This is a genomic window from Bradyrhizobium nivariense, assembly GCF_029846695.2.
In the GTDB taxonomy this organism is placed as follows: Bacteria; Pseudomonadota; Alphaproteobacteria; order Rhizobiales; family Xanthobacteraceae; genus Bradyrhizobium.
This window is the reverse complement of sequence record NZ_JARWCR020000004.1, coordinates 1-26,252: the sequence shown is the minus strand read 5'-3', so window position 1 is coordinate 26,252 and position 26,252 is coordinate 1. Positions and strand designations below refer to the sequence as shown.

Below are 26,252 nucleotides of genomic sequence, written 5' to 3'. Positions count from 1 at the left end.
AATGAATGAACACCGACCGGGCCACTGATTGAGAGTCTGCGCGCTGAACACTATCAATGACTTACTGGTTGTGCCCCGGGGTTTTTCAGGCCGTAAATGGACATTCGTCGCACGATCACAACGGTGTGCTGCATATCATGGGAGTGTCTGAAACTGAAGAACATTGCGTCGGGGCCAGCGCCGACCATCAGCCCGCCGGCCGGGGCAAGCCGAGAGAATCGCGCAAGTTCGAGCCGTCGTACTCAGTGCGGAACAGCCCTCGATGTTGCAGCTCTGGCACGAGGCCGTGGACCAGCTCCTCCAAGCCGCCTGGAAGATATGGGACCTGCAACATGAAGCCATCGCAGGCGCCCGCCTCGAACCACTCCTGCATGCGATCCGCCACCGCTCCGGGCGTGCCGGTAAATCCACTGGTGGTTCTCCCCGCGCCGTAGCGCTGTCCCAGCTCGGCAAGGCTCACGCCCGAGCGGCGCGTCAGCTCGGCGACCTCGCGGTAGTGCCCTTCGACGCCGGGAACGTCGAGGTTCTCAGGCAGGACCTGATCCTGCGGGAAGCGCGAGAGGTCGACGCCGAGATGATCGGACAATGTCGAGAGGCCAGACTCTGGATACGACAATGCCTGGAGCTCGTGCTGCAGCGCCTTGGCCTGCTTCTCCGTGTTGGCGATCACCGGCACTATGCCAGGCAGCACCTTGATCGTGTCCGGGTCACGGCCGAAACGGACCGCGCGGGCGCGCAGGTCGTTGCGGAATTCGACGGCGACGTCGATCGGGCCGGGTGTCACGAAGATGATCTCGGCCCATCGCGCTGCGAAATCGCGGCCGCGATCGGAGGTGCCGGCCTGGATGAAGACCGGGCGCCCTTGCGGCGGTCGGCTGACATTGAGGGGGCCTCGCACATTGAACCATTTGCCGGAATGGTCGATCCGGTGCACCCGCGCAGGGTCGGCGAACAGCGGCGTCTGGCGATCCCGGACCAGCGCACCATTCTCCCAGGAATTCCACAGCTTGGTCACGACCTCGAGAAATTCGTCGGCGCGCTCGTAGCGCCCCTCGCGCGAGAGCTGCTCGGTCAGGCCGAAATTGCGCGCCTCGGCCTCCTGGAACGAGGTGACGATGTTCCAGGTGGCGCGGCCGCCGCTGAGGTGGTCGAGCGTCGCGAGCGCCCGGGCCAGCACATAGGGCTGGGCGTAGGTTGTCGAAATGGTCGCCCCGAGACCGAGATGCTTGGTCGCACCCGCGATGATCGAGAGCACCACCAGCGGATCGAGCCGTAGCGAAGCTAACTGTCCAGGCTGCCGCCCAGCGTGTCCGGGATCGCGAGGCTGTCCGCGATGAAGAGAAGATCGAAGCGCCCCTGCTCCAACAGCCGGCCGATATTCTGGTAGTAGGCGGCAGACAGCAAGTCGCCATCCGCTTCCGGATGCCGCCAGCCCGCATGGCTACCGGAGACCGGGCCTGCAGAGACAAAGGCGGCTTGTCAGGCATTGGTCCGCTCACAGTCCAGGAGATTTCGACGGGCCCGCCACGCTTGAGCGTGTTGTAGATCGGGCAGTTCGCGGTGAAGCCGGCAACAAGCGTCTCAGCCTCGCCCGCCGTCACGCCGGACAGGCGCACAGCGATGCGAATCCATTCGTACTTCGTCGGATCGGTGGCGTGGCGCCGGAACGAGACGTCGGACCCGGCCTCGCGCAGAACGATTCCCAATTCTTTCGCCGTCTTCTGGATCAGCCCGAGCGAGCAGCTGCCGAGCGACGACAGCAGCAATTCACCGGCGTTGATCGCCTCGCCGGGGCCGCCGACCGCCACACGCTGGTCCGAGATGAAATGGTTCGTTCCTGCGCTGAGTAGGTAGCGGCCGAACGGGCCGATGGTGGCAGAGGTGATCAACACCTCTCGCCGGCTTGAGCGTTCATGATGCTTTTCTGTGTTGTTGGCCAGCCGTCGCTGCTTATGCACCGAGCTCCAGCGCGACGGCCTTCTTTGCTGCGTCGAATTGCGCTCCAAGCAGGAACGATAGAACGTCGACCTTGTTCGGCAGAACGCTCAGCGCGTGGAAACTGTCGGCGAGATCCTGGGTCGATACCGCGGCCGCTTCGTCGATCGGACGCAGCGGACTGCTTATCGACTGGGTTGATCGTGTTGAATCGGTCCATGGCCAGTCTGCTGGCATCGTTCCTTCATTCTCTTCGTCTACTCATGTTAGCTTTCCAAAACCTGACGTGACCGAGCGGAAGGGGAGAATGAATGATGGCCGGCAGATGCCTTCTCCAAGGCCGCTGCAGTGTCGAGTCGTGCCGACAAAGAAGGTGCCGGATGACAAGAGAGTGTCTTCAACTGAAGAGTTGGACTGCAATGCCTGATGTGCTGTTGCGCTAATGATCGCGATCGTAGATCTTGAGATCCCGGTCGCGGTGATCACTTCGCTATGGTCGCGACGACCGGTATGGTCGGCGACTTTTCGATTGGTCGGAGGTCGGTACGGGGGTGACGTATCGCTCGCTCCTTCATCAACTAGTTCAGCGTTTTCTTGGTTGGAATCGTATCAGGCGGCGTCGGCGAGTTTGTAGGACCAGGTGTGGATGACCGGATGGCGATTGACGTCGTCGATGCCGGCCATGATGCGCTCTTTGAGTTCGTGTTTTGAGGCCACCCGGATATGGCGCAGGACTGAACGGGCGAACTTGGAGAAGAACCCCTCGATGAGATTGAGCCACGAGCCGTGCTTGGGGGTGAAGGTGAGTTCGAAGCGTCCAACCGGCCGAGTGGCGAGCCAGGTTCTGGTTTCTCTCGATATGTGCGCGGAATGATTGTCGAGAATTAGTCGTCCGTGAAGAATTCGGAAGTGATTGATCCGTCGCTGTGATTTGACGTGAGCAAGTATTCGATTTTGCAAGAAAACCGTGGGTAGGTCTGGGTTTTCTGGCGTTTTGGGATTCCGGATTTGGCGGCTTCGTGATTCCTTTGACGGCGAGATTCGCTGTTGGGGAGAGCCCATGAGCCAGCCGCGCGACAATCGTCAGGACGATCTGTTTCGTCCATCTCTGGAAAAGATCATCAACCTTCGCCATCCGCTGGTGCGTCTGGCGGCGGAGATCGATTGGGACTTCCTGGCGGGACGCTTCAGTTCGGTGTGTCGCCTCGGCCCGGGGCAGCCACCGTTGCCGACACGATTGGTAGCCGGACTGTTCATCCTCAAGCACATGCACAATCTCTCTGACGAGGCGCTGTGCGACAGGTGGGTCGAGAACCCGTATTTCCAGTATTTCTGCGGCGAGGTGGTGTTCCGGCACGACCTGCCGTTCGATCGCTCGTCGCTGACCCGCTGGCGCCAGCGGCTGGGAGAGGAGCAGATCGCCGCGCTGTTGCAAGAAAGCCTCTCGGTGGCACATCGAACGGGGGCGATCGAGACCAAAGATCTCGAGCGGGTCATTGTGGACACCACCATCCAGGAAAAGGCGATCGCGCATCCGAGCGATGCGCGGCTCATGCACCGGGCGATCGAGAAGCTGGTCGATTTGGCCAAACGCGAGTGCGTCGAACTGCGCCAAAGCTATCTGCGCGTGGCCAAGCGCGCCGCCATCATGGTGGGGCGCTACACGCACGCCCACCAGTTCAAGCGTGCCCGGCGAGAACTCAAATTCCTGCGCACCCGGCTTGGCCGCGTCATCCGTGACATCAGACGCAAGATCGAGGGCGACCCTGCGCTTGAGGATCGCTTTGGTCCGCTGCTCGATCTCGCCCACCGGGTTCGCCATCAAGAGCCGCGTCAGCGCGGCCCCAAGGTCTACTCGTTGCACGCCCCCGAGGTCGAGTGCGTCGGCAAAGGCAAGGCCCGGGCACCTTACGAGTTTGGCTGCAAAGTCTCGATTGCCACACCTGCCACAGCACCCAAAGGCGGGCAGTTCGTGCTGCATGCCAAGGCCCTGCACGGCAATCCTTATGACGGCCACACGCTCGGCCCCGTCATCGCCGATCTGGAAAAGCTCACAGGTGTCGCAGCCCGCCGCATCCACGGCGACAAGGGCTATCGCGGCCACAACTATCCCGACCGGTTCAAGGTCTGGATCAGCGGCCAGGTTCGCCGTGTCACCAAAGCCATCCGCCGCGAGATGCGGCGTCGCGCCGCCGTCGAGCCTGTGATCGGCCATCTCAAGGACGACCACCGGATGCGCCGCAACCATCTCAAGGGTCGTGACGGCGACCGCATCAACGCCGTGCTCGCCGCCGCCGGCTACAACTTCAGCCTGCTCCGCCACTGGTTCAAGGAACTTTTACGCGTCCTGTTGCGGATTCTCTGCCGCCGCCTATCGCATCCACACCTTGCCTAAAACGGCGCTCAGAAACGTTCTTCACGAACGACGAATTAATTTGATCGCAGTGTTCGGCGGATAGGCGGCATCGACAAGCCTGAGGAACTCGATGAACTCTCGGCTGCGGTGGCGGTCTTTGACAAGGGCGTGGACCTTGCCAGTCAGCAGATCAATCCCAGCCAACAGGCTGAGCGTGCCATGGCGCTTGTATTCATGATCGCGCGCAAAGGTGGCGTGGCCGCCAGGCTTGGGCGGCAAACCCGGCGCCGTCGTTGCGATGGCCTGGATTCCCGGCTTCTCATCGCAGGAGACGATCGTCACCGGCTTTGCCCGTCGCTTTCCCTTGGCAGAGGCTTTCTTCAGGACTTGGACCTCACCATAAACGCACAGGACCTCCGCCATCTTCTGTTCGAACTCGGCGTCGCGATTTTCAAGGTAGTAGCTCACCTTGTGCGGCTTGATTTCCTCTTGGCCGAGGATCTTGCACACCGTTCCCTGGACCAAATTAGCCAAACACGCGTGCCCTGCCGCCGGCCCCTGTTCGCGCGCATGGCGCGCCAAGAGCCGCGTCCACAACTCATGCGGATAGCCATGGTCTTTGGCCTTGTCACACGCCAGCGACACCAGCCAGGCTTTGGCCTCAGGCGTGATCGTCGGCTCCTTGCCCGGTCGCGGACGATCATCGAGGGCCACCAGCGGGCCATCGGCCAGTGCTCGCTCGACACAGCGCTGCACCGTCTGATGATGGACCCCAAGTCTTTGGCCCACCGCGCAGAACGAAGGATTTTCCCGATACGCCAACACATCTGGGCCCGCGATACCCGGCTCGCCAGCTCAGTTCTCGACCGCGAAAGAGCCGCCAAGGTCGACAGCTCTTCATCACTCATTGCCAATTCGACCGCTCGCCGCCATCCTGCCATGATACAGCTCCTCGTTTCGCCGACCGCAAACGAGGAATCCGCCAACAACCCGTCCGTTCCACCAATTCAACCCGCTCTACGACGCAGGTTTCATGGAATCGGTCGTTTAGATGTCCATTTCGGCGGCATCAGAACCGTGAATGAGCGCACGCTTGTGTGTTCCTGGCCAGCTTTCGTAACGTGAATTTTCAATGCAGCTCGCAATTTCTGCTTTCTGGTCGACTGCCGCGAGGATAGTCGCGAACGTGTACCAAATCGCTTATACGTGTTCGGTTTCTGACACGGGTGCCGACACGCTGGCGCGGCAGAACAGCTCAAGGCTTACCGGCAGCCGCTCTTTCAGGAAAATCAGCAGCCGAGCGCGTTCTGAATGCTGATGGCACGGACGTTGCTATTGAGAGGCAACGATAGCTTGTGAAGGACGATGGCATTCAGACACGAAGACATACCATGCTCCCATTCCCATAGACTTCATGCCCTGTACAGAGCACCGAGCGTGCGGCAGCTGCCGAGCCCGCTACAAATTTGGAGAGTTGAAATGACCGCCCCCCTAGCCATATCGGCGCGGCGCCAAACGACCGATGTGGACGCAATGATCGCTGATCTGCGGTCATGCGAACATCCGCACGATGTGGAAGTGTGCGGTATGCTCTTGCACATTCTCCCTGGCGTGCTGTCACCACGCCTAAGTCACGCTCCCGATGTCTTGATATCGAAGTGGCACATCGAATCTGGAGCAACAGTGCTAGATCTGGGATGCGGATCAGGTGTGTTGGGGCTGGCAGCACTCCGCGCTGGAGCAGAACGCCTAGTGGCTCTCGATATTAATCCGCAAGCCGTTCTCACCACAAAGCTAAACATCGAGCAGTTAGGTTATTCCGAGCGCGCAGAAGCGCGCCACAGTGACATCTATTCTGCGCTGCAGCCTAAGGAAAAATTCGACCTTATTCTTTTTGCTGCCCCGTATTGGAACCGAAAAGCAAAGGACGACCTGGAGCGCTCTTGCTTTGACGAAGATCATAGAGTCATGGCCTCAGCTCTAGGGGGAGCACGTGTCTGGCTCAATGCGAATGGCAGAATGTATGTCGTCTTTTCTGATCAGGGAGATATTGGGCGCGTTGTGAACTTGATTGATGACAGTAAGCTGCGCGTTAGAAATATGCATATTTTCCGACCATCGATTCATGGAGGGCACATCCGGATCATCTGGGAGCTCACGGTTCGGTGAAGCCTACCAACAAGAGCCCCGGCCTTGCGCCCCTCCCTTTAGCCGTTCAGCGCATCCTTGATGGGCCTTGGCCGGGGCGAACGTCAGCTTCCGCCGCCGCGATCTTGATCGTCGCGCCAGTCGAGGGATTGCGGCCTTCGCGCTCCGGGGTGTGCTTCACCTTGAACTTGCCGAAGCCCGGCACATTGGTTTCAGCATCGCTCGCCGCTGCATCGGCGATAGACTTGAAGACACCGTCCACGATGGCCTTGGCTTGCGCCTTTGGCAGATTGTACGCCTTGGCGATCTCGTCGGCGATTTCGGCTGCGGTGGTCATGGTGTGACGTTCCTCGGGGGTGTCGGTTGCAATCGGCTGCGCGCAGCCTCGGCGCCCTCAGCATAGAGGAGCGCGCATCGCAGCCACGTCAAGACGCGGCTTGGCCGCTTGCGCGAATTATCCCAAAAATTCGACTTAGGTCGGCAGCTTTCGCGAATGGGCGCTGCCGCAGGACGGGCAGGAGGTACTCCGTGAACTCCTTGTAGGAGCCGAGGATCGTCCAGTTGATCAAACTGATGCCGTCGATCCCCGTCTCTCGCCAGCGCAGGCGTTCGTCCGCGATTTGCTCCGGCGTTCCGACGAAGCGGGGCGCTCGACGACGAGCCGGCCGACCGTCGGCTCGCGCTTGCGGAGCCATTCGATAGTCCAAGCAGAAATTGACGCAGCAGGCTGCATATTCATTGGCCAACCCAAGATGCCTGGAGTGGCCGACTTTTCGGACTCAGGGTAACGCCGCGTGTTTGCGAAGATGTCTTCCCCGTTCTACGTAATCCGACATACTCGAGGAGTTGCGCTTTCTGGAGAGCGCCAATGTACCGGCGCGCAGTTTTCAGACTTACCTCCCATTGCGCTACGATTTCCTTGGCTCCGCACCGACCTCCTTCCGCCACACGGGTCAGGAACCAGCGTTGTCGTTCGCTGAGCTCGATTTGATCAGGGACATTCATAGGGACACGTTTAGGGACTCGTTCAGAGTCATTTTTTTGCGCACCTGTTGACGCCTCCTGCCAGCGGCTTCGCCAGCGACATAGGCCTTCCGAGCTGTGGCGAGCGAGAAGCGATCAACCGGATCGGATAGCGGGTTTGCCGCAGGGCTTTCGATCAAGCCAAGAACGAAAGCCCTGATGATTGGCGACGAAACTACAAGACGCAGGAAATACACCGTATCCGGCCATGCTGTGCCGAGAGCCAGTGCTTGACAGTTCTTTCGCTCGCGTCGGTCTGGCGCATGAGTTGTTTAATCACACGATGGCTATCACCGTGCTCCTTGCGCAATAGGTCAGCCATGGTCCGTGCAAAGGGTTCACGCCCACCGAGGACGCCCGTCCATATGGGTATTCCTGCCCTTTTTCAGCAACATCTTCCGTTTCCTCCGCGGTTAGATTCTTACAGTGCTGAATGGCTGCAGAGGCCCGTTATGTGCTGCGGCGGTAGGTCGCCCGGACCCGCAGTCGGAAATCAGGAAGCGCGAGATGTGACGAGCCGGACATTCTACAACGATGATCGGTCGGAGCAGCCGGAACCTCCTATTCGGGCTGCTGAATACGTCCGCATGTCGACGGACCATCAAAGTATTCGACAGAAAACCATTCGATGCGATCAGGCAATACACCGAAGCCCGTGGGATCAAGATCGTTCGAATTATGTTGACGCTGGAAAAAGTGGCCTAAAGATCGAGGAGCGTGATGCGCTGAGGCAGCTCATCGAGGATGTGCAATCCGGCAATTCCGATTTCACGTTGGTTTTCGTCTATGACGTCAGCCGCTGGGGCCGATTTCATGATGCCGACGAAAGCGGCTACTACGAATATATCTGCCGGCGCGCGGGGATTGCCGTCGAATATTGCGCGGAGCAGTTCGACAACGATGGCAGTCCGATCTCGACCATCGCCAAAGGCATCAAGCGCGCGATGGCCGGCGAATATAGCCGCGAGCTTTCGACCAAGGTATTCGCGGGCCAGGGCCGTCCGATCGAAAAGGTTACCGCCAGGGAGGCCCTGCGGGCCTCGGCCTACGGCGGACTCTGATTGACGAGCACCACGCGATCAAAGGAGTTCTTGAACGCGGCGAGCATAAGAGCATCCAGACCGACCGCGTGATCCTGCCCCCCGGTCCCGCGGAAGAAGTCGTTCTAGTCCGCAATATCTATCAGGCTTTCGTCCATGAAGGTCGCAGCGAGGGCGAGATTGCGGCCGATCTCAATGAATAGGGCATCCCAACCGACCTTAGACGCCCGTGGACCAGGGGCACGGTCTCATCAGCTTCTGATCAATGAGAAATATGCCGGCGACAACAGAACCAGCGCAGCATCCCCTACTCCAAGTCCCGCCACCGCGTCGAGGGGTATCGCACCTAAGGTCTCCGCGGGTCTTGGCCCGATCTCGCAGTTACTTAATCCGGAGGATCTTGATGAGCCTCGACTAATTCCCAATCGCGGCTCAGATGGCCGGGGAATTGATCCTGATATTGCCTGAGCACACACCGATTGTGCCGCTCGATCTCAGAGCGGCTGATGTGCTGTTCACTAACACATTTGACGACGATCGCTTGCGGCTCGATCTTTGCCCCGCGGTTCACCTTCGCGCGCAGCGCAGAGGTAGAAAGCCGCAATGTCTTGAGGCCGCGCGCCGCAGCATAATCGAGAGGCGCATAATAGCACAATACGAAGTATCTGTAATCGTTGAGATCGAGATTGTAGTCTGCCCCGAAGTAGCGCAAGTGAAGTGCCGTTCCGAAGCGATAGAAAACGGCCATACCGGTTATCTCGTTGTTTCGCTTGGAAATTGCTACGGCACCAAAATGCGAGACACCCGCCTTCCTCTGCCCGGCGAGGATCCGTTCCATCCAGTCACGATCATCGGCATTGCCGTACCTAGACCTGTTCTGGGTTATGAAATCAGCGGCTATTAGGTCATCGAGTTCATGGGCTGGTAGCCATTGGATCTTGCCTCCCGTTCGCCGGAATGCCGAGATTTCGGACTTACTTTGATTACGATCATGCGCGGACGAGCGCGCCATCATCCCGGGGAGCCCTGTGTCCGGCACTTCCAGTGACGCTTCGGCAGAATGCAAAACGACTGCCCCCCCTATGACCCCAGCAAATTCCACTGCCGCCTGGTAGGGCATGTACGGCATTACAAAGCCTGCGTATCGCCGTTCCTGAGCATAGTGTAGAGCGCTGCGTCCTAACGCTGTCAAAGCCTCACGCCTTCGCCCGCCCTGGACGCAGGGAATCTCGTTGTGGGTGTTGCGCCGTCCCCCCAGCCAGAGAAAGGTTTGTTGCCAAGGGCCAGGAATACCCCCCATGCAATCTGGTAGGAAGAACATCCCAGCTGATTGGCTTCCCTCCCAAAGCGTACACGCAGCCACGAGTCCGGCCGACCCGTGGACCGCGAGCACGTCTGTTGTACCGAATGAATGTTCGAGAGCTCGTAGCCATCGGTAGCTGTTGTAGAAATTGTTATCACTGACCAGCGCATCCCAGTCATGCTCGTTTAGGCCGCATAGAGCGTGCGGAACGCCCGACAACTCGGTCCTGAACGGGAGAAACGTCATGGGTTTCGCTCCGCATGTCCACGGGCGAATACACCTTCAATGATGATCGCGTGCGGGCTTTGGAGATATGCATGCAGCTCTTTGGGGAGCTGTTCTATATGGGAGTATGCTGGAGCACCCAATTCCCTCCATTTCAACGACCGGAACCCGGCTTGTCCTAATGCCCTTTCCAAAGAAGGAGCGGGCCAATGCCATGCGAATACGCCGCCCTGTTCTCCGTTTTTGCAGAACTCGATCCTGATGCGTCGACCTTCTAAATACGGGTTCTCAGGATCGTCGACAACGAGCCTGAACCCACAGGCTTCGTAGTGATTTGAGTGTGGGTTGTAAGACGGATGAGTCGATAGCGATACCAAGCGCCCGCCGGGACGCAACAGTCCGGCCATTTCGCCGCACATGCTGTCCAGCTCAGTCTTGTTGGCAGCATAGGGAAGCACATAGGATGCAAGTACCACGTCGAATTGGGCTGTCATACTGGCAGAGAGATGGGCGATGAAGGAGAGATCGGACGCCTCTTTCTCTGCCCGACGCCGCGCGTAGTTCAGCATGCCCGGCGCCGGATCATATCCTACAACGCAGCGCGCTCCGCGTTGCTTAAGCATTCGCGAAATTGCCCCCGTGCCGCACCCGAAATCGAGGATTGATAGGCCATCAACGTCGCCGATCGCCTCTAGTACACTCGGCACTTCGATGTATTTTCGAATGGGCCACTGAGCCATGTTCTCGTGCAGACTTGCAAATTCATCGAATTGAGCAGCATTGTCGGACATGAGAGCGCCGGTTCCTCCATTTGCAATACCCAATGTCGCCGCGAACCCAGCGTGTTGGGGTGACGGGGCAGTTCGGGACTTAATCAGCGGGCAAGGGTCTTGCTGCACATGAATGCCAGACCGCAAATCGCCAACAGCCTTCGAAATCTGCCCGCAATAGTGAAGGGCACCATGCACTCTCGCTCGCGTGAACTCATGTGGAATTTCTGCTCCGGCGTTCGGGGAAGAACCGCCGACCAACGCCACTTTTGCTGTGAGCCGTGACCTCGAGCCTCATGGCTCGATCCGTTTCGACCAGACCGACACCGTCTTGGATCTGTCGAGATACTTCTCGTAGAGTTCCTCAAGCATTTCCTTGCCGACCACAGCCAGCTCAGCTTGATAGGCAGCGCGATCGGTCACCTCAATACGCTCGATATAATCCCACGGTCCGCCTGATAGGCCAGAGCCGGTTTCGGTGATGCGGTGCGTGCAATAGCTGACAATAGTCTTCAATTTGCTCGCGACGATATAGTCGACCTCGCGCTCAAAACGCTCATAGTCGGCTCCGCTGACACCCGGCTTCAATGCGGCAAATACAAATCGGACAACAGCCATTTTGGATCCTTCTCGTATCATGGCGAAGCAAATTCAAGCGGCCAGCTCTGCAGCAAGATCGTAAGCGACGGATCGCCTCAGTGCGCTTCCAGCGCGCTCCTTTAGCGCTGGTCACCTGGGCCGATGGACATCGACTCCGCGAAAACGGGCGCGCAAAACGTGCGGAACGCCTCGTCTCCGAAGGGAGGAACTTGATGGGTTTGCCCCTGATATCGTGAGTGACAAGTGGGCACACGCGCGACGATGATCGACTGCAGCCTTTGAAGCACAGCGCATGTCCTGAGCGTCGCTGCCGCTCTCTAGAGGTGATGAGGACCAAGTCCTGCACAGCACGAATGATAGAAGTCCCTTCGACGCACCCGACGGGATTTCAATTGGCGCAATCTCACTCAACCGTGCTGTGTCGATGGCATTTATTTGAATCAATCGAGCAAGCGCCATGTGAAGCTCCGGGCTGGGCTGTCTGCGAGACCGCCATATTCGAAATGGTTTTCCACCGGAAGTTAGCAAACTGCGTGCCACAAACGCCTTATGCGAGCTTGCTTGGAAGCGGACAAAACAACTCCTTCGCGACGCATGGGCGGACTACTTGTGCCGACTTGTCGAATTTCGCACCTTATACGTCGTGATTCAGACAGGGCTGAATATGACAACGCGGTGGCCACGTGGCGGCGACTGCAGCTCTTGAGATCGAGGGGGCAAGATATGGTCCTTGATAGGCTCCTCGAAGTTCGAATTTTCCAGCGCAGTATAAGATGAAAGCGCAAAACGCTTCGCGAAACGCTCCAGGCGCGGCGTACCGCTTGAACGCATCGTACGAAGATGAGGATCGTCTACGTCGAGAGGCGCCTGTAATGACGGCGAAGAGATCGTCGAGCAGCAAGACGGCAAGAGCCTGCTCTGGGGTCCAGTCGGCGGGGGTGAGGAAGGGCAAACCGCGTTGGAGGCTCGAGGGCAGCAGAGGTTTTAGGCTTATGACTGGACAGCCTTTTGGGGATTTTACTGTGACGTGGCGCTTAGTGCGGATTTCGGCGCGTTCGCGATGCAAACCGTCCTCCTCAGTGCACGGCAAGCACCGGACGATCGGCGGGGAGCCAAGCGCTGTTTCAATTCTTTCCTGCTGGGTGCGGAATGATCGACTAGCGTGGCGAGATCCGCCGAAGAGCGTGTAGGGCACCGGATACGCGTCGCATAGCCAAGAGCTCCTTTTCGAAAGCGGAGCATTGTAAAGTCGCTCGCTATTCGCATGCAAATTGCTGCTTTGGGTCACGCAAATAAATGGAAGGCCTCATTGAGCTGGCAACGCCTTTAGCTTGCCGCCTACAATTGGAAAGACATCGTGATTCAATGGTAGCTGCGGGGCATATTAATCTGCAAGTGCGGAATTGTCGGCATTTTGGGACGCCGGCCGGTCTCGAAGCAATTGGTCCTTTCGGCGGCTATGACTCCGGAGGCGTTGCAACGCTGGAAGGTCCTCATCTCCATCGGCGGCGCGCCGCGGGCAAGTTGGAAGCCCTAGAGAGCCGATTGCGCGCAGTGCCGCTCTGGGGGCATTCCGGAAATGGGGCTTACCCGCTGGGCCACCCACGGAAAGCCGACTGAGAATAACGCTCATCCGCATGCGACTGACAATGTGACGGTCGTCCATAATGGCATTATTGAAACTTTTCTTGCGCTGCGCGCCGAGCTGCAACAGCAGGGTGCCCAATTCGTTTGAAGGGCTGTTCGCCTCAGGACGCGGTGAAGGCTTCGCTGCCTAGATTGCGCGGCGCGTTCGCGCTGATCTTTCCTTTCAAATATTGATCGGCTTCCGCAATGGCTCACCACTTACGATCGGCCATGGCAACGGCGAAATGTATCTGGCGTCGGATGAGATTGCACTTGCGCCTTTCACGGAGACCATTACCTAGAGGACGGCAACTGGACCGTTCTGACCCGCAAATCCCTTGTAATCTATGGCATGCAAGGCATGGTAACCCATCGCGAGGTACTGAAATGTAGCACGTCGTCGGTGCTCATTCACAAAGCGAATTATCGCCATTTCATGGTGAAGGAAATCCACGAACAGCCGGAAGCCGTCGGACATACGCTGGCACGCTATGTTGAGGTGGCGGCCCAGCGCGTCGCATTGCCTCAGAAGCTCCCATTTGACTTCCATGACCTTGGCCGAATCTTGATCACTGGTTGCGGCACCGCAAGCTATGCCGGCCACGTCGCCAAATATTGGTTCGAGCGGCTGGCCCGGGTCCCAGTCGAGGTCGATGTTGCCTCCGAATTCCGCTACCGCGAACCACCTCTGCGCGAGCGCGATCTCGCCATCCTCATTTCCCAGTCCGGCGAGACGGCCGACACACTCGCTGCGCTGCGCTGCGCCAAGTCGCAGGGACTGCACACGCTCTCCGTGGTCAACGTGCCGACCTCGATGATTGCGCGTGAGAGCGAGACCGTGCTCCAGACCCTGGCCGGGCCGGCAATCGGCGTCCCGTCGACCAAGGCCTTCTCGTGCCAACTGACAGTGCTCGCGGCTCTTGCGATCACCGCCGGGAGATCGCGCGGTGAATTGTCCCGCGCCGACGAGGCCAGACTCGTGCAGGAGTTGGTCGAAGTTCCTCGGCTGATTGCAGCAGCGCTTGCGACCGAGCCGCAAATCGATAATCTCGCGCGCGAGATCGCCAAGTCGCGTGGCGCACTCTGTATCGGCCGCGGCAGCTCCTTTCCGCTGGCGCTGGAAGGCGCGCTGAAGCTGAAAGAAATCGCCTATGTCCACGCCGAAGGCTATGCTGCGGGTGAGCTCAAGCATGGCCCGCTTGCGCTGGTCGTCCATGGCATGCCTGTAGTCGTGATCGCCCCTCGCGACCTATTGTTCGAAAAGGTGGTCTCAAACATGCAAGAAGTTGCAGCAAGAGGCGGCAATATCATCCTAATAACCGATGCAAAGGGGGCCGAGGCGGCCACTGTGGACTTGCTCGCGACCGTCGTACTGCCTGACATGGCGACAAACTTTACTCCGATAGTTTATGACATTCCGATGCAGCTTTTGGCGTATCACACCGGATTGATGATGGGCACAGACGCCGACCAGCCGCGCAATCTTGCTAAATCGGTCACTGTCGAATAGGCGGGCCTGGATATTCCGCGAGTCCAACGCTCAACACGAAAATATCGGTGCGCTCCTCGCCGGGCGGCTGGGTAACAACGCTAAGTTGCGGCTTGGGGCGGAGAAGCTGCGATCAACCTGCTCTGATGTCCAAGAGGCATCCGTTTTATACGCGGAGCAGGATGCTTGAACTGCGTCTGCAAACGGTATCTGCCCAAAGCGACCTGACCGGGTGCCGTCACCGGATGCGTACCATGAGCCAGACTGGCTCTCTCCGAACGCATTGGCCTATCCGCTACAGCCTGCGTAAGACGAGGAAGACTCGATAGCGCAAGCAGTCACTCTAAGCGGTGTTCCTAAACAACCATCCAGCGAGCGTTGTGGCCGCCACGGCCCCAATCAATTGCGCGATGATGAAGGGAACAACGCTACTCGGCGCGATACCGGTGAAGGTGTCGGACAGCGATCGTGCGATCGTCACTCCGGGATTGGCGAACGAAGTGGATGTCGTGAACCAGAACACTGGTTTGACGATATCGCAACAGAAGGCTAACGGATTGCTTTCATTGGGTCGCTGGACGGCTAAAGCCTGAATAAGGAGCAGATTTATCTATGCCCTTCCATAGCAAGCCGAAGCGCCTTCGGGATGCGCTGCGCTTTTCCGCCTGAAATAGACGCTACGCGTACACGCGCCGTTACTAAGAGAGCGTCTCCGCGCCTGCATTCCTGCAGCAAGGCAATCGACGCGCCTCTCACCTCTAGCGGGAGCGTGACGACGTCAAGCACGTCGTCCAAGACCGCCGGCTTTAAAAAATCGATTGTCATAGGTAAAGCCGGGCGCTTCGTTCCGCGCTTCTCCGAGCAGCGCTTGCTGATCGGTTCCGAGCAGGCGCAAGTAGTTCGTTCTGCCGCGGTCCATGAAGCGCAAAAAATTCGCGTGATAAACAATCTGGCCGGAGTCAGTATCTTCAAAATAGACGCGGACCTGCATCTGATGACGTCCATCGCGAATTTCTCCGTTAAGAGAGGCTGTCACCTGCGGTTCCCCTTGTTACGTCCGGGAACCAAGTGTCTTGCACAGAGGCGCTTTTCTGAGCAAGCGCCAAAACCTCTGAGCTTGTCTCCTGCAGCTGGAAAACTCCAGCGCCGCGCGGCGTGAATGCGCCATGCACTGCGCCGGGGATCAATAGCGCCGCCAGGCGCTGCTGTCCGCCGCCCCCCGACCTCGATGTCAAGCGATCTTGACGACCGACAAGGAGCGCAATGTCTGGAAGGGTGATCCAACTACGGCTTGGAATGTTGCCGAGCAAGTTCAAATCCCGGAGGCGTAACACCCGATCTCTGCGAAATGCGCGAAAGGCGACCGTTTCCGGGTCGCCTACGCCTATATCGCACGAATCGGTGGTCGCGGGGACTCGCAGCCGACACCGGCATGATGGACGACCATCTGAAATCGAGAGTTCGTTACGAACAAAACGGCAGCACAACCATCCCACTTATGCCTTTTAGATCACGCTCGATTACCTCTTAGCACGTTGAAACATAATGATGGGGGATCGAAGCCCGTTTTGGACCCAAACACAGACCCCTACTACCCGTCAGCCTTTCCTCGACTATGTCGAGCAACGCTACCTCGCGCGCGTCCGCGCTCAGAACGTCCGTAACTTCGGCACGGTGCTCGCAAAAATCTCTTCTCAAGGGCGAGCCAGTGCAATGGGAACCTCTCCATCGCAAGATCATCCCCTCGCTGGTCGCGGTGCGCGACCGCGCCGCCCCCGCCTGGCCGGACGTTTCCCCGGCAATCGTCACGCTGATGGACAATCTCGAGCCGGCAAACCGGCCTCGCGCCATCGCCTTCATCGCCGCTTTTCCGGATTTCTGGCCACGGCTGCAGGAGCCGACACGCACGGCCCTGCAGGAGATCATCGATAATGCCGACCCTGCGGTTCTCGCCGACTATCGTATCCTGGCAGGCGTGACCGTCCCGCAATTCCGAGCTGTGCTGTTGCCTCTCATCGCCGGCCTCAATCGGGAGCACTTGGCCGCCGCAATCGCCTCCCAGCCGCTCGCCGAACTGTGGCCCCGAGCGGTCGAAGAGTATCAAGGCTCGGGTAGCTGGCGTGATCCGAGACCAACTTCAACGACCTCATCACGCCGTTCGCCGGTCGCCTCAGCAGCCAACAGCTTGACCAACTCCTCGATGCCGTCATCGACAACGGACAGAACTGGGATGCAGCCGAGACGGATACGCTCCTGCTAGGGGGGCTCCGCAACGCGACGCCCGCTGATCGGCCGACCCCTGACGCTCGTAATCGTTTCTACCAACACGTTTGTCGCACGCGTCGTCGCTCCTGATTCGCAGGCACCAGCGTGCCCGCTGTCAGGCAGAAACTCCACTCGTCGACCTGTTCAAACTTGCGGAGGCGGCTCTCTCAAACCGAGACCACGTTCAGCCGCAGGTGCAATCTTGCTTCTGTCAAACAAAACCACCTCGTACGAGCTTCCATTTTCCGTCTTCACTCCATCCAAGCCATATTTCTGCGCCATGGTAGCCCATGCGCCTAGTTCGTCATGTTCCACCTGATCACACCGCTCGTCCATGACCGCTAGTTTGAGGGGCTTTTGCGCCTCGATAACAAAGTACTTTCCAGAACAACCCGCATAGCCGCGTGCCGCGTTCACATCATTTTCTGAGGTCATCCAAATTGCTTCGCCCGTATGCCCGCTTTGCCCCGAGCCGCCCCACACGCCATCCCTATTAGCGTGGTTGAACTTTGTCCCCGCAGGAAGTTCTTCCATCTTCTTCCTCTCCCAACCAACTAAGGCTGCCTGACGTATGTCGTCAGCAACCGGCGGACTGAGTTGCAACTCGCTCAGCTGGCCGTTCCTAAGGTCCGAAATAAGGGGAGCATGGTTGTCCTCGACATGCAGGATCTGGAGCCCAGGCGGGGGGGGGGTCTCCGGCAGGCTGGTCCCCTGATTGGCGGCAACATCCAGGCGCCGGAGCCCGGGCGGGAGGCTGGGCAGGCGGGTCAACCAATTTAATCCGGCATAAAGTTCCTTGAGACCGGTCGGAAGGAACTCCGGCAGGTAGGTCAGCTGATTGTTGGAGACGTCTAGGCGCTGGAGCCCCGCCGGGAAGGCGGGGGGCACGACCGTCAGCGATGCAAGGTTTAGCTGCGCAGCGGTCGCGGCCATCTCCAAAGTTCTCATTCTTAGTACCGCGTCTAGTCGATTCTCGCTTTGGCTCAGCCCCTCTTCTGCAGCCCAGGCCTCAAGAACCTGGTCCTGCGGCAATCCGCCAGGAGCCGGAGCCTCGCGGTTCATCGAGTCGGGCGTAATGTGATCACCCTGTTGTTGTGACGTGTCAGACATCGCGGAGTCCGCGCCGTGGGTGACTGGTCGATGATTATCGTCACGCAACTCGGACGATATGATCGGGGGCGACGGCGCAGGTGAAGATGCGCCGGAAGACGATGGCTCGGCTTGTCCGGCCTGTTCCCGCGGCGTTGCGTCGATGGGCAATGACTCGGGATCACTGCCGCCCGGACTCGCGCCAGTGCTCCGCGTGGCGTTTTCGGCCTGCCACATCGGTTCGCGCAAATGTGTTCCCACAGCTAACAGTGCTCCAATCCAAAATGGCGCACCCAACTCGCGAGGTATGACGTCAGAGATTTCGGCAACGAGTTGCCGAGCGACCGCACGTTGTGTCACTCGATCGATCGCGTCAATGAAATTGAGCGATGACGGCGGCTGCCCCTCAGCAGAGGCCCTCTCGGCAAAACGATCGCGCCAAATTGCCGCGGGCCTATCGGGCTGAGCAAGACGAGCCGATGCAGAAACAAAGGCGACGTCGAGGGCCTCAAAGACAGCGGAGATGGCTGGCCAACAGAGATCGAAGTCCCTTCCTTGGTCGACATGACGCAATGATTGTTGTGCCATGAATTCAAGAAGTATTGCGAGGAGCTGGCTCCCGCAGCTCGCGGGGTCAGCAGGGCATCGTGCGAGACAAACCGGAAGGCTTCAGCCACGAGGTTTTGCGGCTTCACGGCCGTAGGCATACGCTGTGTTGCCGTTGGACAGAACCGCGGCTCGGTAGGCATCGATCTTGTGGGGTGATGAGCTTCCAATCTGCCCAAAAGCGACTATGCTACTGTGCGCTGCGACGCAGAACGTCGCAAGCGCCGCTGTCACGCTGGGCAAGAGACGCGTCAGCTGGCTTGCCGGCACGTTCGGAGTTCGCCATCGAGCGGGCGAACAGATTGTGTCGGCCGCTCACCGCGAAACCCTCTGCAATAGGCCTCCTGATTGCCTCTCGCGCGCCAGGTGTGGAGGCCCGCTCTTGCACCTGCGACCAGTCCATCTGACCGCGGCATGTACCGCCATCGATGCATCGCAGACCTCCTGTCGATGTTGCGGTTCGCCAGAACGCACACGCACCGCTTCCTGAGCGAGGCGACCAGCAAAGGTCTCCATCGCGCCCAGCGTTCCGTTCGCGAACAATAGCGCCGGCGGTCCAGCTCCGCCAGCGGGAGCGGCCGCCAGAGAGCTGTTGATGTTCGGCCTGCGCGTCCGCGTCAGATCGCTGCGCTGCGCCGTCCTGGGGCGGCTCTACCTGCACCCCAGCATCATATGGTGCGGAACACGCGTCTTCAGACGACTACGTACCCACACTGACAATTTCGTGCACCATCGACATCTCTTCAGATGTGCCTTCGTACGCTCGTCGTTGGTCATCAGTCAGCGTAGGCGGCCCGCTGGGGTTATCTCGTTCCTAGACGCGCACAGGTGTTGGATCGCCTGTGCACTGGCGCGGACTCCCGACCGCCGCTGCGTGGTTCACCACATTCGAAATGCTTGTCATCGCGCCCCCTTCACCCGTCCCGCCAGGTGCTGGCCTGCAGTGCCAACGCATTAAGCAATGGCGCGAACGTTGGCGGGCCGATCTGCGCAAACTCGAACTTCAGGCCTAAGACTAGATGTTGACTCGAGGGATTGACGAAGAACAGCAGCGCGCCAAGCAGGAAATTCTCTAGCAGGTTGCTGAAAAGTCGTTTTGCAAGCCGGTTCGAGTGTGATTCTGTGCATAGGCTTCATTCCTTTGATTTGAGGAACGCGATGCGCGGTGAAGATCAGCGATCGGAAGGCTTTTTCAGCTACGTCCGTTTGGACACACGCATCCCGGCCGATCATCCGCTGCGCGCAATCCGGGCGCTGGCCAACCAGGCGCTGAGCGGACTGTCGCGCAAGTTCGATAGGCTCTACGCGCGCGACGGCCGGCCATCGATCCCACCGGAGCGGCTGTTGCGGGCGCTGCTGCTGCAGGCATTCTACACGGTGCGCTCGGAGCGGCAATTGATGGAGCAACTCGACTACAATCTGTTGTTCCGCTGGTTCGTCGGGCTCTCGGCGGATGATCGGGTGTGGGATGCGACGGTGTTCTGCAAGAACCGGGATCGGCTGCTCGCCGGCGACATCGCGGCCAAGTTCTTTGACAGCGTGCTGAACCTGCCTCAGGTCCGCACATTGCTCTCCAGTGAGCACTTCTCGGTAGACGGCACCCTGATCGAGGCCTGGGCCAGCATTAAGAGCTTCGTGCCGAAGGACGATCCGCCGTCGGGGAAAGATCAGGGTGGCGGCGGACGCAACGCAGAGCGCGATTTCCATGGCGAGAAGCGCAGGAATGACACGCATTCTTCGACCACCGACCCTGACGCCCGCTTGTTCCGCAAAGGCGCCGGCAAGGAGGCCAAGCTGTGCCACATGGGGCATCTGAGCGCTGCGGGGATCACGGTACCAGCTTGCACGACGTAAGGAGAGACCTTGGCCTCGAGTCGATCCGGACTGACCGTACGCTTGTCGGTCGACGCGTTGAGGAAGGGGAAGGCAAGCCGGTTCAGCTCGTCGAGGATGCCGGGATGGGTCGCGGTCGGAAAACCGACCACGCTGAGCGTGCGAAGTTGGTGGCTGCCGAGGCGCGGCTCGAGGCCGCCGGCGAGCGGCTCGTCCGCGAGCAGCACATCGAGATGCATCGGCGTCTCCGGGACACGGACGCGCTGTTGCCGGGTCGAGATGGTCGAATGCAGGTAAGTGAGCGTGTCGCCGTCATCGAGCCACGCACCTCGGGCATGAACCCTTCGACCAGTTGCAGGACGCGGTTGGTCCGATCGACGAAGCCGCGCAGCAGCTCGTAGGGATCGACGCCGTTCTGCGCACGACCCTCATAGAGCCAGCCCTCAATGCGCGAGGCGTCCTCGGCCGGCGGCAGCCAGACGAACGTCAGGAAGTAGCGGCGCTCGAAATGCGCGCCGGCCTCCTCAAAAGCATCCCGCCGCTCCAGATCGACCAGCGCCGATGCGGGATCGGGAAAGGCGCTGTTCTGCGCTGAGCTTCGACGAAGATCGCCCAGCCCGAGCCGAGACGGCGCAGGGCGTTGTTGAGGCGGGCCGTCACGCCAACCAGCTCCGCAGGCGTGGCGCTGTCGAGATCTGGACCACGGAAGCGCGCCGTCCGCTGGAATAATCCGTCCTTGTTGAGGACCACGTCTCGTTCGACCAACGCAGCCCAGGGCAGGAAGTCGGGAAGGCTGGTCGGCCGATTGCGATATTCGGCGAGGTTCAGCATGGAAGCCTCATGTTGCGAGATAGGACGGATAGCGGAGGTGACGGCGAACGACGTCCACGAACTGAGGATCGCGCTTGGCCGCCCAGACGGCCGCGACGTGGCCCACGGCCCAGATCAGTGCGCCGGGAATCCAGAGCCGCAGTCCGAGCGCGATGGCAGCCGCCAACGTGCCGTCGGCGATCGCCACCGCGCGCGGCGCGCCGCCCATCAGGATGGGCTCGGTGAGCGCGCGGTGGACCAGCGCGAAGAAGCCCGGCACCTCTGGATCGACAATCGCCGCCATCAGACCAAGGCTCCGCCGGAGAAGCTGAAGAAGGTCAGAAAAAAGCTCGACGCGGCGAAGGCGATGGACAGTCCGAAGACAATCTGGATCAGCCTGCGGAAGCCGCCCGAGGTATCGCCGAAAGCGAGCGTCAGGCCGGTCACGGTGATGATGATGACCGACATGATCTTGCCGACCGGACCTTGCACCGACTCCAGGATCTGATTGAGCGGCGTCTCCCGCGGCATCGAGGAGCCGGAGGCGTAGGCCGCGGGCGCGACAGCGATGGAGATGAAGGCTATCGCCGCGAGTTTGGTGAATTGGCGGCGAACGCGACGGATCGCGGGAGGGAACTGGATCATGATGGGTCCTTGGGAAACGAGGATTGGCCGCCCGCCCCGGCGGACTGGACGCGGTAATCGCCGGTGGCGGGATCGAGGCCGGCGACGAGAGCAAGTTCGGCGAGGCGGCGTTCGCTGCCGCGGCCGCGCAGCACCGCGACGACATCAATCGTCTCGGCGATCAGCGCCTTGGGCACGGTGAGGACAGCTTCCTGGATGAGCTGTTCGAGGCGGCGGAGTGCGCCCAGCGCCGTGCCCGCGTGAATCGTTCCAATCCCACCCGGGTGGCCCGTGCCCCAGGCTTTGAGTAGCTCAAGGGCTTCGCTGCCCCGCACCTCGCCGACTGGAATGCGGTCGGGGCGCAACCGCAGGGAGGACCGAACCAGATCGGACAGGGACGCGACGCCGTCCTTGGTGCGCAGCGCGACCAGATTCGGCGCGCGGCACTGCAACTCGCGCGTATCCTCGATCAGCACCACACGATCGGTGGTGCCGGCGATCTCGGACAGCAACGCGTTTGTGAGGGTGGTCTTGCCGGTCGAGGTGCCACCGGCGACCAGGATGCTCTTCCGCGCGGCGACGGCCTCGCGCAGCATCGCCGCCTGGCCGGCGGTGATGGTGCCGGCGGCGACGTAATCGTCGAGTGTGAACACCGCGACGGCGGGCTTGCGGATCGCAAAGGCCGGCGCCGCAACGACGGGCGGGAGAAGTCCCTCGAACCTCTTCCCCGTCTCGGGAAGCTCGGCCGAGACGCGCGGCTTCTCGGCATGGACCTCGGCGCCGACATGGTGCGCGACCAGGCGCACGATCCGCTCGCCGTCGGCCGCGGACATCGTCCGTCCGCTATCTTCTAGACCACCCGACAGCCGGTCGATCCAGAGCCGACCATCGGGGTTGAGCATCACCTCGACGATGGACGGGTCTTCGAGGAAGGGGTCGCTATCGCAGGGCCAAGCGCGGTGCGCAGCATGCGCGCGCCACGCGAGAACGCTTCCGAATGGAGTGAGGTGCTCGCCACGATCGTCCCCCATCGAACGCCAATCGCAACAAGCGATCGGCGACGGGCATGGATAGAAAAGGCAGGAAATGGGTTCGTTCAACAAGTATTCAGCTGTCGTAGTGAGTCAGCGTAGAGCAGCGAAAAAGTACTTGCTGCATAGCAGGCTGCTGACCGCCCCTGATGACAGACTCGTCATAGAGACATGTGCGACCGTGAATTTGCCCAGGCTTTGAAAGACTGATCGGCAGACTTCTTGAGTGCGAATCTGTCATGTCACCGCGCGCGGCGCGTTCAATCGATCCCGCAATACGTTGCGCGCGCGAAGGCACTGAAGATCGTCTATTTTTCATTATTTAGCGGCGGAGTTCTTCGTTCATTCGCCGCCGGTGACGCGTCGTCCCCGACTGCCGAGATTTCCGTGCAAATCGACGAACTCCCGTTAGTCTTGAATGGGATCAATATCCCTGGCTCGCGAACCTTCTCGAGCGTTCACGCCAAGTCCTCCAACGTCCACTGCGTCGTGCCGGGCGGCGGCCTCTCGCCCGATAGCGCGCGCTGGATCGCCAGCCGACCAAACTTCTTCCTGGCCGCCAAACCGCTCGCCCGGCTAACATTTACCATCCCGGCGTGTACGGCGCTTGCGCGCCCGATAATGGAAGAGTTGAGTTTCGGGCTCTTGCAGACCTTCGCTATCAACGTAATTCATTGCTCTCCTATCTGATTGCTTCCCCGAGAAAAGCGACGGTGCCATTCGCCATCGGTCCGAATGAAGGACCGCGTTGTGAAGCAGCAAACGCCGCTTCACAGACCAAGGCCGCGTTTGTTGAGCACCGTGTCCCTCAGAGCACCCTTGATCTCGCGAGCGATGTCCTTGCTGACCTGGGGACCGAACTCCCGCTCGGCATCCGCAACGACATCGGCTTCAGCGCCGATCAGTCCGGCTTCAACGAGTTTTTGCTTCAGTCGGCCCGGGAACTCCTCCTCCAAGGCATCGGCGAGCTGTTTCTCCATCGTGGCATGGTGTTCGGGTTCAATGCGGAGCACCACATCGTCCCAAGGTTTCCAGTCCGTCGCCAAATAATCGGCGAACCCCGTCGCCTCCTTGCTCCGCACAGACGTCTCAGCCCTGTTAATGTCATCCTCGGTGACGTAAGAGACGTTGAAGTAGTTCATGTCCGGGGCGATGTGCTGCAGCCCCAGCCGCTCGCGCAGCTTGGCCTGATAGGCAAGGTAGACCTCGATTTCGTCGACGTCGTTGATGGTGTCGTCCGTGAGGAGCGATTGGACCTTCTCGCGCGCGATCCCCCCCAGTGCGTCCAAGCGGAACATGACACGGCCTAGATCAACGAGGGCCGCGACCCCCTCGTTATTGTCATAGAGCCCGCTCTCGACGTTGGCGATCAGGCCTGCTGTTTGCATGCCGTTCCAGGTCAAAGTTCTGCGATCCTCGCAGCTCTCGTTGGCGTCAAGAGCAAGCTGGAAGTACTGCGCGCGCAATTGCGGGTTGGCCGCCGCCTGCCGCAGATCATTGACCACCGCCTGCTGGAATCCTTCGTTCCCAGAGTTCACGGTAGCCCGCAGCCCGTTGAGGAAGTCTGCGTATTCCTGGGCGCCGGGTTCTTCCGCAAAGCTCTGCCACTTGGCCACCACCTCCGGATCGCCCTCCTTCGGATCCCGGTTGAGCCAGTCCGCTACCGTCTCTGGAAGAAACTGCGCAGCGGAGTCTTCCTCCGACTGACCTTCGTCCGTTTCGGACAATTCACTTCCTTCGTTGGGCAGAAAGAAGACCCTCGGGCCGGCATACCCATCGGTACTTTGGATTGTGTCCAGGTTCGTCAGCACCTGCTCGGGCAGCGGATTGCCAGACAGAATTATCTCGGCATTAGCACCCAACTGCGTCAGCAAGCCCGTGGGTAGGCTGGTTAGCTGGTTTTGGCTAAGGTCTAGCCCTTCGAGCAGGGCCGGGAGGGTCTCGGGCAGACGCGTCAACTGGTTTTCACTAACGTCAAGTATTTCGAGCCTGGCCGGGAGGGTCTCGGGCAGGCTCGTCAATTGGTTGTGGCCGACGTTGAGACCCCCGAGCGCGGCCGGGAGGGTCTCAGGCAGGCTGGTGAGCCGATTGTGGTACACGTCCAGCAAGGCGAGCTCGGCCGGAAGCGCGGGCAAGCTGGTCAGCTGATTCCCCCTAACATTGAGCGAAACGAGCGCGTCAGGGAGAGTCTCGGGCAGACTGGTCAGCCGGTTGAAGGACGCGTCGAGCAAGTAGAGCCCGGCCGGAAGTGGAGGCAGGCTGGTGAGGCGCAACATTCCAAGATCCAGCTCGCCCTGATTCCAAGCATTCACTCGCCTTACAGCCTCTTGCCGATCCTCGAGCGGGTTCCGCCCCTCTTCGGCAGCCCACTCCTCCAGCATCTGGTCGTGCCCCCCCTCCGCAGGAGCAGAATCCCCGAGGGATGCCGGATCGTCAGCGGCGAGCACCGCGTGGGTCAAGACTCCAACCCACTGCGCCTCCTCACCTTCCCGTCCCTCGCGTTCGGAAGATTCGGGAGTGCTGCCGTCACCGCGCTGAGCCTGCCCTGCGTCGAAGGGATCCATTTCCTACTCCATGTCGGACTGAGCAAATCAAGGCGACCTCTCAGCCCAATCGAATGGGTGCAGCAACTAAGACATTCAGCTTTCGACAAGCTGACGAGCGTTGAACTATGTTGAGAGAACAGTCAGAGTGCCTTGCGGCATTCTCAGTCGTCGAAGCGACACGGAACAGATCTCCTGGGGTAAACTCAGCCGCCTTCCGCGCGCTGTCGCCGAATCTACGCTTCGCATCCTTGAAGGATATGGACTTCGCGGTACGTTGCCCGCTTGTCCGATGCTTGCGCCTTGTATTCGGTTTTTGTCCATCGACTCACGCGTTTGCTCGATGCTACCTTCAGACACCGCCGCGCAGCGGTAGCCCTTGCACTTTGCTAGTGACCTTGCCCCAAGTTTTGTCCAATTCTGGGTTCGGTCCGGCTGTTCGGTTTGCCCGGTTGGGCAGGGGTAGCGACGGGAGCTGGCGCGGAGCTCTCGGCATAACGCAGCGCCAGATCCCGGCGCGGATGGCAGGGGAAGGCGAACTCCGACGGCGTCCTCCATCCGAGCTGCGAGTGTGGTCGTGCGTCGTTGTACAACGAGGTTTGAGAACGCCCACAGGACCGTTCTTCGCGAAGTTCTTTATCGATATCATCCTTGGTTCGGTTGCCGAGTTTGCGTTCATGGGGCCGTCGACAAGGCTGGCGATGTCGCCTTCCGCTGCACGAGGCTCGTCATCGAACTGATGGCGCATGACCTCCTGCTCCAGCGCGTTCAGCGTGTTATCGACGAGGCAAAGCTGGCTCGCCTGCATGGCTAAAGCGGAATGGGGTTAGGTTGAATCGATTTGGGATTCCCAAATCAGCTTGTTTCTGATTCACCATGCTGGCTGGGCGGAGGCCAGCATGGATGGGCAAGCCTTATTCTCTGGATCTTCGCAAG

17 protein-coding genes and 9 pseudogenes are annotated in these 26,252 nt (G+C 59.9%); 8 read left to right on the top strand and 18 right to left on the bottom strand.

Going from position 1 to position 26,252, the window contains the following annotated elements; translation table 11 throughout:
- Positions 1–187: 187 nt before the first annotated feature.
- From QCM77_RS04970 to QCM77_RS04950, 5 genes and pseudogenes are all read right to left on the bottom strand, one after another.
- Entirely contained in the window at positions 188–1,258 is a 1,071-nt protein-coding gene (locus QCM77_RS04970) for an NtaA/DmoA family FMN-dependent monooxygenase (protein ID WP_279682106.1), read from the bottom strand.
- Between the two features lie 23 nt (positions 1,259–1,281).
- Positions 1,282–1,404 carry a hypothetical protein gene (locus tag QCM77_RS04965; protein ID WP_279682104.1) on the bottom strand — a complete coding sequence of 41 codons (123 nt, stop codon included), beginning with the start codon at positions 1,402–1,404 and terminating at the stop codon, positions 1,282–1,284.
- A 164-nt stretch (positions 1,405–1,568) separates the two neighbouring features.
- A pseudogene (locus QCM77_RS04960) lies at positions 1,569–1,808 on the bottom strand (OsmC family protein); the annotation flags it as partial.
- Between the two features lie 142 nt (positions 1,809–1,950).
- Complete coding sequence (locus QCM77_RS04955; protein WP_279682103.1) at positions 1,951–2,172, bottom strand: hypothetical protein; 222 nt, start codon at positions 2,170–2,172, stop codon at positions 1,951–1,953.
- A 372-nt stretch (positions 2,173–2,544) separates the two neighbouring features.
- A pseudogene (locus QCM77_RS04950) lies at positions 2,545–2,883 on the bottom strand (transposase); the annotation flags it as partial.
- A gap of 112 nt (positions 2,884–2,995) precedes the next feature.
- On the opposite strand from QCM77_RS04950, the gene QCM77_RS04945 reads away from it, so the two are divergent.
- Complete coding sequence (locus QCM77_RS04945) at positions 2,996–4,330, top strand: IS5 family transposase (protein WP_279682101.1); 1,335 nt, start codon at positions 2,996–2,998, stop codon at positions 4,328–4,330.
- A gap of 21 nt (positions 4,331–4,351) precedes the next feature.
- On the opposite strand, the gene QCM77_RS04940 is transcribed toward QCM77_RS04945, so the two are convergent.
- Entirely contained in the window at positions 4,352–5,113 is a 762-nt protein-coding gene (locus QCM77_RS04940; RefSeq protein WP_279682100.1) for an IS630 family transposase, read from the bottom strand.
- A gap of 657 nt (positions 5,114–5,770) precedes the next feature.
- Here QCM77_RS04940 and QCM77_RS04935 point away from each other — a divergent pair.
- Entirely contained in the window at positions 5,771–6,460 is a 690-nt protein-coding gene (locus tag QCM77_RS04935; RefSeq protein WP_279682098.1) for a methyltransferase, read from the top strand.
- A 38-nt stretch (positions 6,461–6,498) separates the two neighbouring features.
- On the opposite strand, the pseudogene QCM77_RS04930 reads toward QCM77_RS04935, so the two are convergent.
- Positions 6,499–6,776, bottom strand: a pseudogene (locus tag QCM77_RS04930) (HU family DNA-binding protein).
- An 88-nt stretch (positions 6,777–6,864) separates the two neighbouring features.
- Positions 6,865–7,134 (bottom strand): hypothetical protein, encoded by a 270-nt coding sequence (locus QCM77_RS04925; RefSeq protein ID WP_279682097.1) that lies wholly within the window; start codon positions 7,132–7,134, stop codon positions 6,865–6,867.
- 915 nt (positions 7,135–8,049) lie between these two features.
- On the opposite strand from QCM77_RS04925, the gene QCM77_RS04920 reads away from it, so the two are divergent.
- The gene (locus QCM77_RS04920) at positions 8,050–8,523 is read left to right on the top strand and encodes a recombinase family protein (protein ID WP_347882349.1); all 474 of its coding nucleotides are present in this window, start codon (positions 8,050–8,052) and stop codon (positions 8,521–8,523) included.
- 364 nt (positions 8,524–8,887) lie between these two features.
- On the opposite strand, the gene QCM77_RS04915 is transcribed toward QCM77_RS04920, so the two are convergent.
- From QCM77_RS04915 to QCM77_RS04905, 3 genes are all read right to left on the bottom strand, one after another.
- Entirely contained in the window at positions 8,888–10,051 is a 1,164-nt protein-coding gene (locus tag QCM77_RS04915; RefSeq protein ID WP_279682095.1) for a peptidogalycan biosysnthesis protein, read from the bottom strand.
- Complete coding sequence (locus tag QCM77_RS04910) at positions 10,048–10,821, bottom strand: class I SAM-dependent methyltransferase (RefSeq protein WP_279682093.1); 774 nt, start codon at positions 10,819–10,821, stop codon at positions 10,048–10,050. Before QCM77_RS04910 ends, QCM77_RS04915 begins: the two co-directional genes overlap by 4 nt.
- Positions 10,822–11,094: 273 nt before the next feature.
- Positions 11,095–11,418: a RedY/HapK family protein gene (locus QCM77_RS04905; RefSeq protein WP_279682091.1), complete on the bottom strand. Its 324-nt coding sequence runs from the start codon at positions 11,416–11,418 to the stop codon at positions 11,095–11,097.
- Between the two features lie 1,369 nt (positions 11,419–12,787).
- Between QCM77_RS04905 and glmS the strand changes: the two are divergent.
- Positions 12,788–14,536: pseudogene (gene glmS, locus QCM77_RS04900) on the top strand (glutamine--fructose-6-phosphate transaminase (isomerizing)).
- Positions 14,537–14,895: 359 nt separating this feature from the next.
- Positions 14,896–15,108, top strand: a complete 213-nt coding sequence (locus QCM77_RS04895; protein WP_347882348.1) for a hypothetical protein — start codon at positions 14,896–14,898, stop codon at positions 15,106–15,108.
- A gap of 13 nt (positions 15,109–15,121) precedes the next feature.
- Here the strand turns inward: QCM77_RS04895 and QCM77_RS04890 are convergent.
- A pseudogene (locus tag QCM77_RS04890) lies at positions 15,122–15,551 on the bottom strand (YbgC/FadM family acyl-CoA thioesterase).
- 579 nt (positions 15,552–16,130) lie between these two features.
- On the opposite strand from QCM77_RS04890, the gene QCM77_RS04885 reads away from it, so the two are divergent.
- On the top strand, positions 16,131–16,775 hold the full coding sequence (locus QCM77_RS04885; RefSeq protein ID WP_279682089.1) for a hypothetical protein: 645 nt from the start codon (positions 16,131–16,133) through the stop codon (positions 16,773–16,775).
- 149 nt (positions 16,776–16,924) lie between these two features.
- Here QCM77_RS04885 and QCM77_RS04880 read toward each other — a convergent pair whose 3' ends face one another.
- Entirely contained in the window at positions 16,925–18,457 is a 1,533-nt protein-coding gene (locus tag QCM77_RS04880) for a hypothetical protein (protein ID WP_279682086.1), read from the bottom strand.
- 1,176 nt (positions 18,458–19,633) lie between these two features.
- Between QCM77_RS04880 and QCM77_RS04875 the strand changes: the two are divergent.
- A pseudogene (locus QCM77_RS04875) lies at positions 19,634–20,287 on the top strand (IS5 family transposase); the annotation flags it as partial.
- Between the two features lie 104 nt (positions 20,288–20,391).
- Here the strand turns inward: QCM77_RS04875 and QCM77_RS04870 are convergent.
- The 4 genes and pseudogenes from QCM77_RS04870 to trbB all read right to left on the bottom strand — a co-directional run.
- Positions 20,392–21,139 (bottom strand): annotated as a pseudogene (locus QCM77_RS04870) (conjugal transfer protein TrbE); the annotation flags it as partial.
- A gap of 7 nt (positions 21,140–21,146) precedes the next feature.
- Positions 21,147–21,422 (bottom strand): VirB3 family type IV secretion system protein, encoded by a 276-nt coding sequence (locus QCM77_RS04865; protein WP_279682085.1) that lies wholly within the window; start codon positions 21,420–21,422, stop codon positions 21,147–21,149.
- On the bottom strand, positions 21,422–21,763 hold the full coding sequence (locus tag QCM77_RS04860; RefSeq protein ID WP_279682083.1) for a TrbC/VirB2 family type IV secretion system protein: 342 nt from the start codon (positions 21,761–21,763) through the stop codon (positions 21,422–21,424). Before QCM77_RS04860 ends, QCM77_RS04865 begins: the two co-directional genes overlap by 1 nt.
- Positions 21,760–22,712, bottom strand: a pseudogene (trbB, locus tag QCM77_RS04855) (P-type conjugative transfer ATPase TrbB). The gene QCM77_RS04860 and the pseudogene trbB overlap by 4 nt, the downstream one beginning before the upstream one ends.
- 535 nt (positions 22,713–23,247) lie before the next feature.
- Between trbB and QCM77_RS04850 the strand changes: the two are divergent.
- Positions 23,248–23,352 (top strand): annotated as a pseudogene (locus tag QCM77_RS04850) (transposase); the annotation flags it as partial.
- Between the two features lie 191 nt (positions 23,353–23,543).
- On the opposite strand, the gene QCM77_RS04845 reads toward QCM77_RS04850, so the two are convergent.
- On the bottom strand, positions 23,544–25,337 hold the full coding sequence (locus QCM77_RS04845; RefSeq protein ID WP_279682082.1) for an NEL-type E3 ubiquitin ligase domain-containing protein: 1,794 nt from the start codon (positions 25,335–25,337) through the stop codon (positions 23,544–23,546).
- Positions 25,338–26,252 lie beyond the last annotated feature (915 nt).

Bases quoted from the DNA above. Each gene is read 5' to 3' on its own strand.
- QCM77_RS04955 (WP_279682103.1), bottom strand. From the start codon at position 2,172: ATGCCAGCAGACTGGCCATGGACCGATTCAACACGATCAACCCAGTCG.
- QCM77_RS04945 (WP_279682101.1), top strand. From the start codon at position 2,996: ATGAGCCAGCCGCGCGACAATCGTCAGGACGATCTGTTTCGTCCATCT.
- QCM77_RS04935 (WP_279682098.1), top strand. From the start codon at position 5,771: ATGACCGCCCCCCTAGCCATATCGGCGCGGCGCCAAACGACCGATGTG.
- QCM77_RS04925 (WP_279682097.1), bottom strand. From the start codon at position 7,134: ATGGCTCCGCAAGCGCGAGCCGACGGTCGGCCGGCTCGTCGTCGAGCG.
- QCM77_RS04920 (WP_347882349.1), top strand. From the start codon at position 8,050: ATGTCGACGGACCATCAAAGTATTCGACAGAAAACCATTCGATGCGAT.
- QCM77_RS04915 (WP_279682095.1), bottom strand. From the start codon at position 10,051: ATGACGTTTCTCCCGTTCAGGACCGAGTTGTCGGGCGTTCCGCACGCT.
- QCM77_RS04910 (WP_279682093.1), bottom strand. From the start codon at position 10,821: ATGTCCGACAATGCTGCTCAATTCGATGAATTTGCAAGTCTGCACGAG.
- QCM77_RS04905 (WP_279682091.1), bottom strand. From the start codon at position 11,418: ATGGCTGTTGTCCGATTTGTATTTGCCGCATTGAAGCCGGGTGTCAGC.
- QCM77_RS04885 (WP_279682089.1), top strand. From the start codon at position 16,131: ATGTCGAGCAACGCTACCTCGCGCGCGTCCGCGCTCAGAACGTCCGTA.
- QCM77_RS04880 (WP_279682086.1), bottom strand. From the start codon at position 18,457: ATGGCACAACAATCATTGCGTCATGTCGACCAAGGAAGGGACTTCGAT.
- QCM77_RS04865 (WP_279682085.1), bottom strand. From the start codon at position 21,422: ATGGCGGCGATTGTCGATCCAGAGGTGCCGGGCTTCTTCGCGCTGGTC.
- QCM77_RS04860 (WP_279682083.1), bottom strand. From the start codon at position 21,763: ATGATCCAGTTCCCTCCCGCGATCCGTCGCGTTCGCCGCCAATTCACC.
- QCM77_RS04845 (WP_279682082.1), bottom strand. From the start codon at position 25,337: ATGGATCCCTTCGACGCAGGGCAGGCTCAGCGCGGTGACGGCAGCACT.